Here is a 15012-nt window from a genome sequence, read left to right on the forward strand (position 1 = left end):
ACGCGCAGATGAGGCGGACGAGGCTGATGAGGCAGACGCCGCTGACGAGTACGCACGGACCTGTGGCCGTCCGCCCATGAGCACCCTCGCCCGGCTGGCCCGCGCCGAATGGGGCCCGCTGTACGCGGCCGTACGCGCGGGTCTCGTCGAGCGGCGCCTGCGGGCGATCCCCATGACCGTCGCCGCGGTGTGCCTGACGGCGCTCACGCAGTACGCGCAGAACCAGTCCTGGGGCTACCGATTCGTCCAGAACATCGGTGCCGTCCGCGCCGAGGACCCGCTCTGGCTCGCCCTGCTGCGCACCCCGCTCTCCCTCTTCGTACCGGCCCTCGACCTGCCCGTGTGGGGTGCGCTCGCGCAGATCCTGCTCGTGTTCGGGATCGCCGAGATCTGTCTGGGCTGGTGGCGCACGCTCGTCATCGCGTACGTCGCCACGCTGGCCGGCACCCTCTACGCGCGGGTGGGCATCGCGCTGGGCCCGCACGGCTTTCTTGGGCTGCCCGCCTCGGACTCGCTGGTCGTGGACACCGGGCCGTCGGCGGCCGTGGTCGGGCTCGCGGTCTTCCTCTGCCAGCGGTATCGCGCGTACGTCACCGCGGGGGTCGTCGTCGCGGCCATGGTGGTGGAGGTGCTCCTCAAGGAGAACCTGGCGGGCAAGGAGCATCTGGCCGCGATCGCGGCCGTGCTGGTGCTGTGCGGGATCTCCGAGCTGCGTCACCGGCCGCCGGGCAGTGACCGGACGGGTTCCGGGTCCGGCTTGCCGCCGATCAGGTCCTGAAGCCTGCGGCGGGGGCCTGCCCAGCGGCGGTCGTGGTGGTAGGCCCGCAGCTGGGCCCTGGCCCGGGCCCGGTGCCGTCTGCGGTAGAAGCGCTTGGCCCACGGCGAGCCGGGGCGGGCCAGGCGGACTGCACCCACCAGGGCGACGAGCGGGACGATCACGCCGAAGATCGCCATACGTGCCTTGCCCTTGCTCAGGGCAAGGAGCGAGATGAGGAAGTTCAGCCCGATGCTGACGATGACGCCCGCGCGGTCCTGCAGTTCGTCCTCGGTGAGGTCGTTGACGCCGAACGGCAGAAAGCCGCTGAGCATCAGCCCCACCAGGGCCGCGGTGAGCACCACGACCTCGACGCTCTTGCGGCCCTCCTCGCTCCAGTAGACGTCGTCGAGGTGCAGGATCAGCGCGAACTCGTCGAGTACGAGTCCCGCGCCGATCCCGAACACCACGGCGAACACGGCCGAGCCGAAGCCGTGCCGGCCGCTGCCCACCGCGCCGAAGCCGCCGATCACCGTCAGGACGACACCGGGGACCACGTGGTGGATGTGGACACCGCCGGCCTCCACGTTGCCGAAGGGGCCCTTGCCGGCGCGGATCATCCGGACGACGATCCGGGTGATCAAGAAGGTCAGTACGAAGGAGGACAGCGCCAGCAGCAGCGGCAGCTTTCCCGGTTCGGTGATGTTCCGTGTCCACCAATCACCCATGCGTGCACTTTATCCACTTTGTTCATGTTGTTCATGGCTGCCGTGGGCGGCTCACAGGGGCTCTCGGGCCGCCGGGTAATCTGCGCCGGTGTCCAAGCCCTCACCGGAAACCACCCCGGCCTCCTGGTCCGACGGCCTTCGTTTCGCCTTCGGAACGCTCACCGTGCTGCCCGTCGAGGTGACGCGGTGGGACCGGGAGGCCGCGCGGGCCGGGATGCTGTGCGCGCCCGTCGCCGGGCTGGTCGTGGGTCTCGCCGCCGCGGCAGTCGGGCTGTTCCTGCTGGTCCTCGGCGCGGGGCCGCTGCTCGCGGCCGTGGCCGGGGCGGCCGTGCCCGCCGTGCTGACGCGCGGCCTCCATCTCGACGGGCTCGCCGACACCGCGGACGGGCTGGGCAGTGGCAAGCCGGCTGCGGACGCGCTGCGCATCATGAAGCAGTCGGACATCGGGCCGTTCGGTGTCATCACCCTTGTGTTCGTGCTGTTCGCCCAGGTGGCGGCGCTTGCCGAGGCCTACGGCGTCTCTTGGGGGCGGGGTGCCTTCGCGACCGTGGTGTCGGCGGTCGCGGCCCGGCTCGCGCTCACGCTGGCCGCGCGGGTGGGCGTGCCTGCGGCCCGGCCCGAGGGGTTGGGGGTGGTGGTCGCCGGCACGGTGCCCCTGCGGGGGGCTGTGCTGGTGGGGGTCGGTGTGGCCGTCCTCGTGGGGGTGGCGGGGGTGGGTTTCGGGGCGTACGGGGCCGTCCAGGGGGTGGTTGCCGTGCTGGTCGCGTGCGGGGTCGCCGAGCTTCTGCTTCGGCACTGTGTTCGCCGGTTCGGCGGGGTCACTGGGGACGTGTTCGGAGGTTTGGCCGAAACCGCCGCGACGGGCGCGCTGCTGGTTCTGGCTGTTTGGTGACTGTGCGGGCCGGTGGGGGCTGGTCGCGCAGTTCCCCGCGCCCCTGGGGTGGGTGGGGGTTCGGCGTTGTGTGTTGAGTGCGGGTTCGCTTGGGCTGAGCGCGCAGTTCCCCGCGCCCCTAAAAGCGGGGCTGCGCCCCAGCTTTTGTCTTTTAGGGGCGCGGGGAACTGCGCGGCCAGCCACGGACGACCTGCACGTCGCGAACCACCGAAACTCCCACCCACCCAGGGGCGCGGGGAACTGCGCGAACAGCCCCCACCGGGCCGCACCCAACACACAACGCTCAAGTCGTCGTTCAGCCCGCCTGCAAGGCGTGCGGCAGGGTGCCCCATGGGTGGGGGCCCTCGCCGGGGACCGCGCAGTGGATCGTGGCGCCCCGGGTGCGGGCCAGGTCGCCCACGGGGGCGCCCGGGGGCACGCCGTGGACCAGGTGGCACTGGCGGGTGCGGCCGGCCGTGAAGGGGGCCGGACGGAGGCTGCGGTACGTGTCCCAGGTTCCCTCGAAGGTGACCAGGACATCGGCGAGGCGGGCGTATGCCGGGTGCGGCGGTGCCCCGTGGTTCAGGGCAATCGTCGTGCAGCCCGCGCCCCACGCCGACGTGGCGAGCCGCTGGTAGTGGCCGAAGTCGCCCAGCCCCGACGTGACTTGGTCGAAGAATGCGCCGTCCGTGCCGTACCAGTCCCGGTAGCGCGAGAGGTCCCGGACGACCTCCGTACGCGGCCTGCGGCCGTAGTCGGTGTCGGCGTACCCGAGCACCCGGACGTCCCTCCCCCGCAGCCGCTCGGCGACCTCGGCGAAGGCCGGGTCGGGGCGCTCGCCGGACCCGCTGGCGGGGTTCAGCACGACCCCGTAGAGACGGGGCGCGGCCTCGACGATCGCCTCCCATTCGGCGGGGCGGACGGACGGGTGCTCGTAGTACGGGACGAGGAGGGTGCTCATCTGTGGGCGGTCGCCCTTCCCAGTTGCCAACAGACCAGGGTCGCCAGCACCGCGGCGGCGGCGCCGTACACGACGAGGCCGACCAGGTGCGGGCTCACCCCGTCCGCGAGCAGCGCCCCGGCCTGGGCGAGACCCGCGGCGCAGCAGACCACGGCGGCGCTCAGGACGGCGCCGAACGACTGGAGCAGCAGGCCGGTCCAGAGGACGACGCCGAGGAGCAGCAGGGCGGTGAGCCGTACGCCGCCGAGGCCGGGCGCGTGCGGCCAGAGGGCTGCCGTGGCGAGGCTCAGCAGGAACAGCGCGGCGAGATAGCCGCTGAGGCATTTGACGAGGGTGCCCGCGGTGGTCCGCCAGAACTCGCGTGAGGTGCTGCTGGAGCGCAGTCCGGCAAGGCTGCCGCTGCGGAACCGGTAGAGCAGCCACTCGGCCGGCCCCATGCTCAGTGTGAGCGCCACGGCGGCCGGAGCGGCGACCGCGGCGGTCGACGACCCGTCGGCCAGGACGTCGCCGAGCGCCACGAACACGACGAGGACGCCGCTGCCGAGCCCGAAGAACGCGTACGGCAGGGAGCCGGCGAGCCAGGGCGAGGCGCTGCGCGGCCGTTTGGTCTCCTGGGCGCCGCCGAAGGGCAGCAGGGCCGCGAACCCGGCGGACCAGCCGATCCGTGTCCCGTCCCCCGACTGCCGTACGGCCGGGGCGACTTCGATCGCGGCGAGCGCGCCGACGATACCGAGCGAGCCGAGCAGCAGGGCCAGTCTCGCGGCCTCCGGGACCGACTGGGTCATGGCCAGTACGGCACCGGCCGCCATGGGCAACAGCGCGGCGAGCAGGGCCCGTTCGCGACCCATCACCAGCAGGACAGTGGCCGCCGCGAGGTAGCAGGACTGGCCGGCGGCGAAGGCGACCGCGCCGAGGTGGCCGGGGGCGACGGCGAGTGCGACGAGCGAGCCGAGCAGGGCGCCCATGGGTGCCCCGACCAGGAGCGAGCGGCGGGAGGCCGCCTTGTCGCCCAACCCCAGCCAGGAGTAGGCCCGGTGGGCGAGCCCCTGGTTCCAGGTCCAGCCGCACAGGGCGCCGGCCAGCAGCGGGACCGTACCGGCGGGGAGCCCGAGGCCGTCCTGCGGGCCCGCGAGGAGAGGTGCCCCGAGGACGTAGCCGAGGCCGGGCAGGGCGAAGACGACGCCTCTCAACAGGCAGCCCAGCAGGCCTATTTCCCAGGGGTCGTGGGCCGGTGCCGAGGGTTCGGGATGGCGGCGCTCGACACGCTCGTACAGCTCCTCGGCGAGCGAGAAGGAGTCCTTGCAGCCGTACTTCTCGCGTATCTGGTCGTCCGACATGCCGTCGGACTCCAGGAGGGCGGCTATCTCGTCCGGGTGGACGGCGGCGGCTATGAACTCCTCCAGGCGCTTGGCGAGTTCGTCCACCGGGTCGGGCTCCGCCCAGCTGGGACGGCGTTGGCGCGGCACATAGGGCAGGGTGTCGGGCCGCGAGCCGGGCGGCATCCGGATCGATCCGCTCACCAGCCGGTCCCGTCCGTCGCGACGGCCTGGTACCAGGGGTCGCGCAGTTCGAGGGTCCAGTCGGCGACGGTCTCCAGCGTGGGCTCGTACACCTCGGGCAGGCCCGCGAGTTCCTGGTAGATCGTCCGGAAGGCGTCCACGGAGCGGCGGAGTGTGAAGCGCTCGATGACGCGCTGGCGGGACAACTGGCCCAGTTCCAGGCGTCGTTCGTCGTCCCGCAGCAGGACGAGCGCGGCGGCGGCCATCTTCTCGGGCTCGCGCGGCGGCACCACGAGCCCGGTGTCGCCGACCGCCTCGCTGACGCCGCCCACGTCGGTGGAGACCGTGGTCCGGCCGCAGGACATGGCCTCGATGATCGAGAAGGGGAAGCCCTCGGAGATCGAGGAGAGCATCACGACGTGCCCGGCCGCGTAGGCCCGCCACACCTCGCTGATGCGGCCCTCGAAGGTCAGCCCGTCGGTGGCGCCCAGTTCGGCGGCGAGCTTCTCCAGTTTGGTCTTGTACGCCTCTCCGCCGGGCGGCACCGGGCCGAACAACCGCAGCCTGGTCTCGGGGAGTTCGGCGCGCACCATGGCGTACGCGCGTAGCAGCGTCTCGAGGTCCTTGATCGGGTCGACGCGGCCGCACCAGGTGAGCGTGGGTACGTCCGGCTCGGGTCCTGCGTGCGGGAAGGCGGCGGGGTCGACGCCGTTGTAGACGGTACGGATCTTGTCCGGGTCGGCGCCGCCGCGCTCTTCCCAGCGGCGGTTGTACTGGTTGCACGGGGTGATCAGGTCGGCCGTCTTGTAGCCGAGGGTGTTGAGCTCCCGGTAGAAGCCGAGCATCAGGGCCTTGACGGGCCACCGCTGTGCGTCGCTGCGGTAGCCGAGGTAGCGCTCGCGCAGATAGATGCCGTGTTCGGTGAGCAGGAACGGGATGCCGTCCAACTGCCGTGCGGCCAGGGCGGGAAGGGTGGCAAGACCGCTGCCGGTGGCGTGCGAGACGGAGTTCTCGGGCAGCCGGACGCCCAGCGGGCGCAGCGCGTGCTCCAGCAGGTCGGTGGCGGTCAGCGCGTCGTGCACGGTGGGGCGTGCCTGGGCGATCTGGAGATGCGGCATGGTCCAGATCCACATCAGCGAGCGCAGCGCGGCCTCGGTGCGCAGGGCCGCCGACAGCTTTCCGTCACGGGCGAGTTGGGCGAGTTCGTAGAAGGCCTCGCCGAAGTCGCAGTGTGCCTCGGGGTCCAGGAAGGACAGCAGGAACCGCTCGTAGGTGTCGATGAAGCGGCGGCGGGCGGGACCGCGCGGCGGGCGCCGGGATCCCTGCAGCGTGCCCCACAGCGGCACGGACGTGTGCTGGTAGACGTTGCCCGGCAGCTCCCAGGTCACGGGTTCACGCCCGTTGCCGGAGAGCGAGACGACGTTGAACTCGACTTCGGGCATCCCCTTCACGAGCTGGTCGCACCAGGTGCTGACCCCGCCGTGGACCAGTGGATACGTGCCCTCCGTGAGCATGGTGACATGACGGCCTGTGCTCATCATGCGTGTTCCCCCCTGGAACATTTCTTACGGCTCGGTGGCGCGCCCCGGCCGGTCTTGGCCGGGGCGCGCGTCGTGCTGCGGCGCTGGTCTCCGTTATGCGGGCAGTCTCAGGGTGAGGGCGGTCTGCAGAGCGTCCGGCGTGGTCCAGGCCGAGCGCTCTCCCGCGTACGGCGTCCCGAACGCGGTGGTGCCGAGCAGGAGTTGCTTGAGTGTCCCTTCGGGTGCGGTCACCGGGATCCGGGTCCCGGACGGGGCGGTGACGGTGACGGTCGTGCCGACGCGGTACGCCGTGACCTCACCGTCGGTGACGGCCTGTTGCCAGGCGGCACGATTCTTCAGTTCGGTGCCGATGGCGCTCTGCCGCGGGTTCTCCAGCGGGGCGTTGTCGGCGTAGAGCGCGCGGTAGTCGGCGAGCACCTTGTCCAGGACCGGGTAGAGCAGCCGGTCCTCGGCCAGGTTGGACTGGTGCACGTAGTGCGGGCGCGGGTCGTTGCCCACGGCGTGGCCGAGGGCGGTGCGGGCCTCCTGCGGGAGGATGTACGACTCGAAGCCGGTCGCCGTGTCGAGCGGGTCGTCGAGACAGGTCGACGTGGGGTTGTTCTCGCAGATGCCGCTGCCGCCGTCGGCCTTCGAGGTGTAGATCCAGTTGTACTCGTCGGTGATCTCCTCGGCCGTGCCGACGTTGTAGTACACGTTCATCGGGTAGCGGGGCACGGTCAGCGTGCTGCCCACCGAACGCTGCTGCGGTTCACGGGAGTTGTCGGAGGCGGTCCAGTCGATGCCGTTGTCCGCGAGGGCGCCCGCGAGGTTCGGGTTGTCGTCCGGCTGCTGCGGCAGGGTCTTCAGGCCCGAGTGCTCGCCGGTGACCAACTCGCTGCTGTCGACGGGCAGTCCGTGGCTCGCCGCCCACAGGTTGTTGTCGCGGATCTCCGCCGAGATGTCGGCGCGGCTCACGTACTGGGTCGAGCCGTCGGCGTTCTTCGCACAGCTCCACGGCACGGTGCTGGTGTCCTGGACGCAGCCGAGGAAGGGGTGCGTGTAGGTGTGGTTGACCCAGCGGTACTCGGCCTTGTCGGCGAGGAGCTGGTCGGTCAGCGCGTCGACGTTGCCGTTCTCGCTCTTCCACTCCTCACCGGCCCCGGCGTTGTAGACCATGTCGAGGGTGAAGCCGCTGTCCCGCTGCCACTGGGCGGCGTACACCGCGTCGGCCGCGGTCATCCGGATCGGCGTGGTCCCCTCACCGTCACCGCCCACGCAGTCGAAGTCGCCGGGGGTGCAGTTGCGTTCGGTGTCCCAGCGGCTGTCGGGCGCGAACACATCATCGACATGGACAGAAAAATAGTTCCTGTTCTGACCAAGGTGTACGCCCTGAGTCAGCCATTCGACGATGCCACGCGCAAGAACACGGAACTGCTGCTGGTAGTGGTTGTAGGCGAAGGTCACGACGAGTTCGCGGCGTCCGTCGTGCGCGTACTCGCCGACCAGGCTGCCACGGCCGCTCCCGCCGGGCACGGCGGTGTCTACGTAGCTGGTGAAGCCCGCGCGGGGCCGGGCCACGTAGCCGTAACTCTCCTGGACGGAGGGCGAGTTGTCCTCGAATGTGAGGGGTCCGTCGAGGTAGCCGAAATAGCCCGCCCCGCCCGCCGTGGTGACCGCGGCCTCGCGGCCGTCGAGCGTGCCGGCCCAGCCGCCCGCGTCCGTGTAGTCGAGGCCGACCCCGGGGTGCGCCCAGGTGTAGGCGTCGACCTGGGGGATGCCGAAGGTCCTCTCGTACGTCTCCAGGGCCGTCTGCTCGGCCGAACCCGACCCGAACGGCGCCTCGTTGGGCAGCACGACGCCCTGGTACTTGGCGCGCGGTGTGCCGTCCACCGTGTCGCTCAGGAACGCCTCGGTGATGGCCGGGCGGCCGGAGTCGTTCAGGTCGACGGTCGTATACGGGATGCCGGTGGTCTTCAGCTCCTCGGTGATGGCTTCCACGGGGCTGTCGCCGTTGTCGACGACGAGCACCTTCAGGTCGATGCGCGGCTCTTCCGCCGCCGAGGCTGCGGGTGTTCCGAGCCCCAGGCTCAGCAGACCGGCGGCCGCCATGACAGCGGCCGCGTTTCTCCATCCGTGCGCACTCTGCGCCATGTTCGCCCCTCCCCCCACAAGATCCCCTGATGGTCGTTTCGAGGAGGATCCGTGGAAATCATGCAAAGCGACGAGTGGGTTACTCATCGCAAACAGCAGGAGTGTGTCTCAGGTCACAGAAGTGAGGGGTGATAAGTGGCCAGGCCACCACGCAGGGATGAACGGCCGCTGGAATGAGCGAAACGCGCCACCGCGCGTAGGCTCGTGCCCGGGACTCCACCGCCCCGGCCGACCTCACCCCTGACGGCCACAGCAACTCAACGGAAGCGAGATTTCACCACCGTGACTGCTCTCACTCTCAGCACCGCCGCGGCGCCCGGCCTGAAGGTCGACGCCATCGTCGTCGGTGTCGCCAAGGGCACCGGGCCCAAGTCCGGGGACCTGGTCGTGGCACCGGGCGCCGAGGCCGTGGACAAGGCGTACGACGGCAGGCTCGCCGGCGTTCTGGAGACCCTCGGCGCCTCGGGCGGCGAGGGCGAGGTGACGAAGCTGCCGGCTCCGTCCGGCTTCAAGGCACCCCTCGTGCTGGCGGTCGGTCTCGGTGCTCTGCCGGAGAAGGACGGTTCCTTCTCCGGGGAGACCCTGCGCCGGGCGGCCGGTGTCGCCGCACGTGCCCTCGCCGGTTCGAAGAAGGCCGCTTTCGCCCTGCCGATCGAGGACGCCGCCGACGCGGGCGCCGTCGGCGAGGGCGCACTGCTCGGCGCGTACTCCTTCGACGTCTACAAGGAGACCGCCAAGAGCGACGGCAGCGGGAAGGGCGCCAAGAACGGCAAGGCCCCGCTCGCCGAGGCCACGCTGCTCGGCGGCAAGCCCCGCGACAAGGCGTTCAAGGCCGCCATCGAGCGCGCCACCGCCGTGTCCGAGGAGCTGAACCGCGCCCGTGACCTCATCAACACCCCGCCGAACGACCTGAACCCGGAGGCCTTCGCCGCCGTCGCGCAGGCCGCGGCCAAGGAGCACGGCATCAAGGTGCAGGTGCTCGACGAGAAGGCCCTTGAGAAGGGCGGCTACGGCGGCATCCTCGGCGTCGGCGTCGGTTCCGCGTCCGCGCCCCGCCTGGTGAAGCTGTCGTACACCTCCTCGAAGGCGAAGAAGCACCTCGCCTTCGTCGGCAAGGGCATCACCTACGACTCGGGCGGCATCTCGCTGAAGCCGGCCGGGCACAACGAGACGATGAAGTGCGACATGAGCGGCGCCGCCGCCGTGTTCGCCGCGGTCGTCGCCGCCTCGCGGCTGGGTCTTGAGGTCAACGTGACGGGCTGGCTCGCGCTGGCCGAGAACATGCCCTCCGGTTCCGCGACCCGCCCCGGCGACGTGCTGCGCATGTACAGCGGCAAGACCGTCGAGGTCCTCAACACCGACGCCGAGGGCCGGCTCGTCCTCGCCGACGCGCTCGCCAAGGCCTCCGAGGAGACCCCGGACGCGATCGTCGACGTGGCGACGCTGACCGGCGCGATGATGCTGGCGCTGGGCAACCGGACGTTCGGTGTCATGGCGAACGACGACTCGTTCCGCACGGCGGTGTACGAGGCGGCCGAGGAGGTCGGCGAGGCGGCGTGGCCGATGCCGCTGCCGGACCACCTGCTGAAGGGCATGGACTCCCCCACGGCCGACATCGCCAACATGGGCGAGCGGTACGGCGGCGGACTGGTCGCCGGTCTGTTCTTGAAGGAGTTCGTCGGGGAGGGGATCACGTGGGCGCACCTGGACATCGCGGGGCCCGCCTTCAATGAGCAGGGGCCCTTCGGTTACACGCCCAAGGGCGGGACGGGGTCGGCTGTACGGACCCTGGTTCGGCTGGCGGAGATCACGGCCGCGGGTGATCTGGGCTGAGGCCCGCCCACTGGCCCGGTCCGGTCCGTCGTACGGCGGGTGCGGGCCGTCAGTGGCTGATCGCGCAGTTCCCCGCGCCCCTTGACGGGGCGCGGGGCCCGCAGTAAACGCACTGCCGTGTGATCGATCAGACGTCTCACTGCCCGGCCCGGCGTCCCGCTCGGCGCCGACAGGTGCGAAGATGGGTTCTCGGCAGGACAGGGCCCACCACAGGGCCGAAGAAAGAGCGGCCGGACACCAGCCGCCGCCCGGTCGACGCAGACCGGCGTACGGCGCACATGCATGGAGGACGTGACGTGGCGAACGACGCCAGCACCGTTTTCGACCTAGTGATCCTCGGCGGTGGTAGCGGCGGCTACGCCGCGGCCCTGCGCGGAGCGCAGCTGGGCCTGGACGTCGCCCTGATCGAGAAGAACAAGCTCGGCGGCACCTGCCTGCACAACGGCTGCATTCCCACCAAGGCCCTGCTGCATGCCGGCGAGATCGCCGACCAGGCACGCGAGGCGGACCAGTACGGCGTCCTGACGACGTTCCAGGGCATCGACATCAACGCCGTCCACAAGTACAAGGACGACGTGATCAGCGGCCTCTACAAGGGCCTGCAGGGCCTGGTGGCCTCGCGCAAGGTGACGTACATCGAGGGTGAGGGCCGTCTGTCGTCCCCCACCTCCGTGGACGTCAACGGACAGCGCATCCAGGGCCGTCACGTGCTCCTCGCGACCGGCTCCGTGCCGAAGTCGCTGCCGGGCCTGGAGATCGACGGCAACCGCATCGTCTCCTCGGACCACGCGCTGAAGCTGGACCGCGTCCCGCAGTCCGCGATCGTGCTGGGCGGCGGCGTCATCGGCGTCGAGTTCGCCTCCGCGTGGAAGTCCTTCGGCACCGACGTCACGGTCATCGAGGGTCTCAAGCACCTCGTGCCGGTCGAGGACGAGAACAGCTCCAAGCTTCTTGAGCGCGCCTTCCGCAAGCGCGGCATCAAGTTCAACCTCGGCACGTTCTTCGAGAAGGCCGAGTACACGCAGGACGGCGTCCGCGTGACGCTCGCCGACGGCAAGACCTTCGAGGCCGAGATCCTCCTGGTCGCCATCGGCCGCGGGCCGGTCTCCGCCGGTCTCGGCTACGAGGAGCAGGGCGTCGCGCTGGACCGCGGCTACGTCCTCGTCGACGAGTACATGCGCACGAACGTGCCGACCATCTCGGCCGTCGGTGACCTGGTCCCGACGCTCCAGCTCGCGCACGTCGGCTTCGCCGAGGGCATCCTGGTCGCGGAGCGTCTCGCCGGTCTGAAGACCGTTCCGATCGACTACGACGGCGTGCCGCGGGTGACGTACTGCCACCCCGAGGTCGCCTCCGTCGGCATCACCGAGGCCAAGGCCAAGGAGATCTACGGTGCGGACAAGGTCGTCGCTCTGAAGTACAACCTCGCGGGCAACGGCAAGAGCAAGATCCTCAAGACCGCGGGCGAGATCAAGCTCGTCCAGGTCAAGGACGGTGCCGTGGTCGGCGTCCACATGGTCGGCGACCGCATGGGCGAGCAGGTGGGCGAGGCCCAGCTGATCTACAACTGGGAGGCGCTGCCCGCCGAGGTCGCGCAGCTCATCCACGCCCACCCGACCCAGAACGAGGCCATGGGCGAGGCCCACCTCGCCCTGGCCGGCAAGCCGCTGCACTCGCACGACTGACCGACCCTCGGTCAACTCACGACGCGACGACACAGACTTCCGCAATTCGTAAGGAGCAACCGAAACCATGGCGGTTTCCGTAACCCTTCCGGCGCTCGGCGAGAGCGTCACCGAGGGCACTGTCACCCGCTGGCTGAAGGCCGAGGGCGAGCGCGTCGAGGCCGACGAGCCGCTGCTCGAGGTGTCCACCGACAAGGTCGACACCGAGATCCCCTCCCCTGCCGCCGGCGTGCTCGCCTCCATCAAGGTCGCCGAGGACGAGACGGTCGAGGTCGGCGCCGAGCTGGCCGTCATCGACGACGGCTCCGGCGCGCCCCCCGCCGCCCCGGCCCCCGCTGCCGCCGAGGCTCCGGCCCCGGCGGCCGCTCCCGAGCCGGCTCCGCAGGCCACCCCGTCCACCGAGGCCGCCGCTCCGGCGCCGGCCCCGACCGCCGCTGCCGCCACCGGTGGCGGCAGCGCCGAGGGCACCGACGTGGTCCTCCCCGCGCTGGGCGAGTCGGTCACCGAGGGCACCGTCACCCGGTGGCTCAAGGAGGTCGGCGAGGAGGTCGCGGAGGACGAGCCCCTGCTTGAGGTCTCCACGGACAAGGTCGACACCGAGATCCCCGCGCCGGTCGCCGGCGTGCTGCTGGAGATCGTGGTCGCCGAGGACGAGACCGCCGAGGTCGGCGCGAAGCTCGCCGTCATCGGCGCCCCGGGCGCGGCTCCGGCCGCCGCACCGGCCCCGGCCGCCCCGGCTCCGGCGCCCGCCGCCGCTGCCCCGGCCCCGGCCCCGGCCCCGGCCCCGGCTCCGGCTCCGGCAGCTCCCGCGGCTCCTGCTCCGGCTCCGGTCCAGCCGGCCGCTCCGGCTCCGAAGCCCGCCCCGGCCGCTCCGGCGCCGGTCGCGGCCGCTCCCGTCACCCCGGCCCCGGCTCCCGCCGCGACCTCCGGTGACGACGGCGCGTACGTGACCCCGCTGGTGCGCAAGCTCGCCGCCGAGAACGGCGTCGACCTGGCCGCCGTCAAGGGCACCGGCGTCGGCGGCCGTATCCGCAAGCAGGACGTCCTCGCCGCCGCCGAGGCGGCGAAGGCCGCCGCGGCGGCCCCGGCTCCGGCCGCGGCCGCCCCGAGCACCGCCAAGAAGGCGCCGACCCTGGAGGCCTCTCCCCTCCGCGGCCAGACCGTGAAGATGCCCCGCATCCGCAAGGTCATCGGCGACAACATGGTCAAGGCCCTGCACGAGCAGGCCCAGCTGTCCTCGGTCGTCGAGGTCGACGTCACGCGGCTGATGAGGCTGCGCGCGCAGGCCAAGGACTCCTTCGCGGCCCGCGAGGGCGTCAAGCTCTCTCCGATGCCGTTCTATGTGAAGGCGGCGGCCCAGGCGCTGAAGGCCCACCCGGCCGTCAACGCCCGGATCAACGTCGAAGAGGGCACGATCACCTACTTCGACACCGAGAACGTCGGTATCGCGGTGGACTCCGAGAAGGGCCTGATGACCCCGGTCATCAAGCACGCGGGCGACCTCAACATCGCCGGTATCGCCAAGGCCACCGCCGAGCTCGCGGGCAAGGTCCGGGCGAACAAGATCACCCCGGACGAGCTGTCCGGCGCGACCTTCACGATCTCGAACACCGGCTCGCGCGGCGCGCTCTTCGACACGATCATCGTGCCGCCGAACCAGGTCGCGATCCTGGGCATCGGTGCCACGGTGAAGCGTCCGGCCGTCATCGAGACGGAGGAGGGTACGGTCATCGGCGTCCGCGACATGACGTACCTGACGCTGTCCTACGACCACCGTCTGGTCGACGGCGCGGATGCCGCGCGTTACCTGACGGCGGTCAAGGCGATCCTGGAGGCGGGCGAGTTCGAGGTCGAACTCGGCCTGTAGCTCCGCCGCCGCCACATCGCACGACGAGGTGCCCCTGCCCGGTTCTCCGGGCGGGGGCCCTTTGCGTTCCCGACCGCAGAGACCGTGGCCATCCTGCGGGCCGGTGGGGGCTTGTCGCGCAGTTCCCCGCGCCCCTGAAAGCGGGGCTGCGCCCCTGGCTTTTGTCTTTAAGGGGCGCGGGGAACTGCGCGATCAGCCCCCACCGGCCCGCAGCCTGCGAACAACGAGCAGTCCTACGGCGCAACCCAGCGGAGCGCCACGTGTAAGTCTCATCTCACCTGCGCCAAAGCACACCCGCACACCCTTCCCGGAGGGATCCCCGGCCTTATTGTCTAGAAGTCAACGCCCCCGGGGCCGGAGCGCCCCTACCCAAGGAGCTTCAATGACCGCGCCCGTCGTCCACTCGCTCCGCGAACAGATCCGCGAGCACATCGTGGAGGGGATCGTGAGCGGTCGCTGGAAGCCGGGCGAGCGGATCGTGGAGCGCCGGATCGCCACCGAGCTGGAGGTCAGCCAGACACCCGTACGGGAGGCCCTGCGCGAGCTGGAGTCGCTGCGCCTGATCGAGTCGGCCCCCAACAAGGGCGTACGCGTACGCAATCTCACCGCGGCGGACCTGGAGGAGAGCTACCCCGTGCGGGCCGGTCTGGAGGCCATCGCGGCCGAGCTGGCCGCCGAGCGGCTGGCCGCCGACTGCTCGTCCCTGGAACCGCACGTCACGGCCCTGTACGAGGCCGACCGCAAGGCCGACGGCACCGGCCAGGTCCGCCACACGGTGGCCTTCCACCGCGAGCTGGTGCGCGCCGCGGGCAACTCCGTGCTGCTGCACACCTGGGAAGGCCTCGGCATCGAGGTCTTCACGGCCCTGTCGATCCGCTGGCTGGGCACGGTCCAGCAGTCGTACGCGGAGGAGCACGAGGCCCTGGTGGAGGCGTTCCGCCGCCGGGACCCCCTGATCGCGGAGCTGGTGAAGGCGCATGTACTGGGCTGCGCGCCGAGGACGGGCAGCGAGCCTTCGTAGCCGCGCCTCGGCGGGCCCGGAACACCGGAGCGCGGTCCCGCTCAGAAGTACCCTCACCTGCGAAAACAAGGCACCCGGTGCCTGGCGGCAAGGCACCCCGTGCCTACTTCCTCGTGATCAAG

At 71.1% G+C, this 15012-nt stretch carries 11 protein-coding genes; 6 read left to right on the plus strand and 5 right to left on the minus strand.

Going from position 1 to position 15012, the window contains the following annotated elements; genetic code table 11:
• Positions 1-76: 76 nt before the first annotated feature.
• Positions 77-778 carry a hypothetical protein gene (locus ACFWXQ_RS41850; protein WP_383956826.1) on the plus strand — a complete coding sequence of 234 codons (702 nt, stop codon included), beginning with the start codon at positions 77-79 and terminating at the stop codon, positions 776-778.
• On the opposite strand, the gene ACFWXQ_RS41855 is transcribed toward ACFWXQ_RS41850, so the two are convergent.
• Positions 715-1482 carry a hypothetical protein gene (locus tag ACFWXQ_RS41855; protein WP_383956829.1) on the minus strand — a complete coding sequence of 256 codons (768 nt, stop codon included), beginning with the start codon at positions 1480-1482 and terminating at the stop codon, positions 715-717. The two genes, ACFWXQ_RS41850 and ACFWXQ_RS41855, sit on opposite strands and share 64 nt — an antisense overlap.
• 88 nt (positions 1483-1570) lie before the next feature.
• Between ACFWXQ_RS41855 and ACFWXQ_RS41860 the strand changes: the two genes are divergently transcribed.
• Positions 1571-2374 (plus strand): adenosylcobinamide-GDP ribazoletransferase, encoded by an 804-nt coding sequence (locus tag ACFWXQ_RS41860; RefSeq protein WP_383956831.1) that lies wholly within the window; start codon positions 1571-1573, stop codon positions 2372-2374.
• Positions 2375-2669: 295 nt separating this feature from the next.
• Here ACFWXQ_RS41860 and ACFWXQ_RS41865 read toward each other — a convergent pair whose 3' ends face one another.
• The 4 genes from ACFWXQ_RS41865 to ACFWXQ_RS41880 form a co-directional block, all read right to left on the minus strand.
• Positions 2670-3314, minus strand: a complete 645-nt coding sequence (locus ACFWXQ_RS41865; RefSeq protein ID WP_383956926.1) for a spherulation-specific family 4 protein — start codon at positions 3312-3314, stop codon at positions 2670-2672.
• Positions 3311-4834: a hypothetical protein gene (locus tag ACFWXQ_RS41870; protein WP_383956929.1), complete on the minus strand. Its 1524-nt coding sequence runs from the start codon at positions 4832-4834 to the stop codon at positions 3311-3313. Before ACFWXQ_RS41870 ends, ACFWXQ_RS41865 begins: the two co-directional genes overlap by 4 nt.
• Positions 4831-6354, minus strand: coding sequence for a GT4 family glycosyltransferase PelF (pelF, locus tag ACFWXQ_RS41875; protein ID WP_383956932.1), 1524 nt, complete (start codon positions 6352-6354; stop codon positions 4831-4833). Before pelF ends, ACFWXQ_RS41870 begins: the two co-directional genes overlap by 4 nt.
• 93 nt (positions 6355-6447) lie before the next feature.
• The gene (locus tag ACFWXQ_RS41880; RefSeq protein ID WP_383956859.1) at positions 6448-8484 is read right to left on the minus strand and encodes a hypothetical protein; all 2037 of its coding nucleotides are present in this window, start codon (positions 8482-8484) and stop codon (positions 6448-6450) included.
• 282 nt (positions 8485-8766) lie between these two features.
• On the opposite strand from ACFWXQ_RS41880, the gene ACFWXQ_RS41885 reads away from it, so the two are divergent.
• The 4 genes from ACFWXQ_RS41885 to ACFWXQ_RS41900 all read left to right on the plus strand — a co-directional run bounded on the left by ACFWXQ_RS41885 (position 8767) and on the right by ACFWXQ_RS41900 (position 14890).
• Positions 8767-10317, plus strand: coding sequence for a leucyl aminopeptidase (locus tag ACFWXQ_RS41885; protein ID WP_383956862.1), 1551 nt, complete (start codon positions 8767-8769; stop codon positions 10315-10317).
• A 296-nt stretch (positions 10318-10613) separates the two neighbouring features.
• Positions 10614-12002, plus strand: coding sequence for a dihydrolipoyl dehydrogenase (gene lpdA, locus ACFWXQ_RS41890; RefSeq protein ID WP_055618698.1), 1389 nt, complete (start codon positions 10614-10616; stop codon positions 12000-12002).
• A 67-nt stretch (positions 12003-12069) separates the two neighbouring features.
• Complete coding sequence (gene sucB / locus ACFWXQ_RS41895) at positions 12070-13869, plus strand: 2-oxoglutarate dehydrogenase, E2 component, dihydrolipoamide succinyltransferase (protein ID WP_386270307.1); 1800 nt, start codon at positions 12070-12072, stop codon at positions 13867-13869.
• A gap of 382 nt (positions 13870-14251) precedes the next feature.
• Positions 14252-14890 carry a GntR family transcriptional regulator gene (locus ACFWXQ_RS41900; RefSeq protein WP_143631160.1) on the plus strand — a complete coding sequence of 213 codons (639 nt, stop codon included), beginning with the start codon at positions 14252-14254 and terminating at the stop codon, positions 14888-14890.
• Positions 14891-15012 lie beyond the last annotated feature (122 nt).

It is taken from the genome of Streptomyces sp. NPDC058697 (genome assembly GCF_042715345.1).
GTDB classification, from domain to species: Bacteria; Actinomycetota; Actinomycetes; order Streptomycetales; family Streptomycetaceae; genus Streptomyces; species Streptomyces liliifuscus.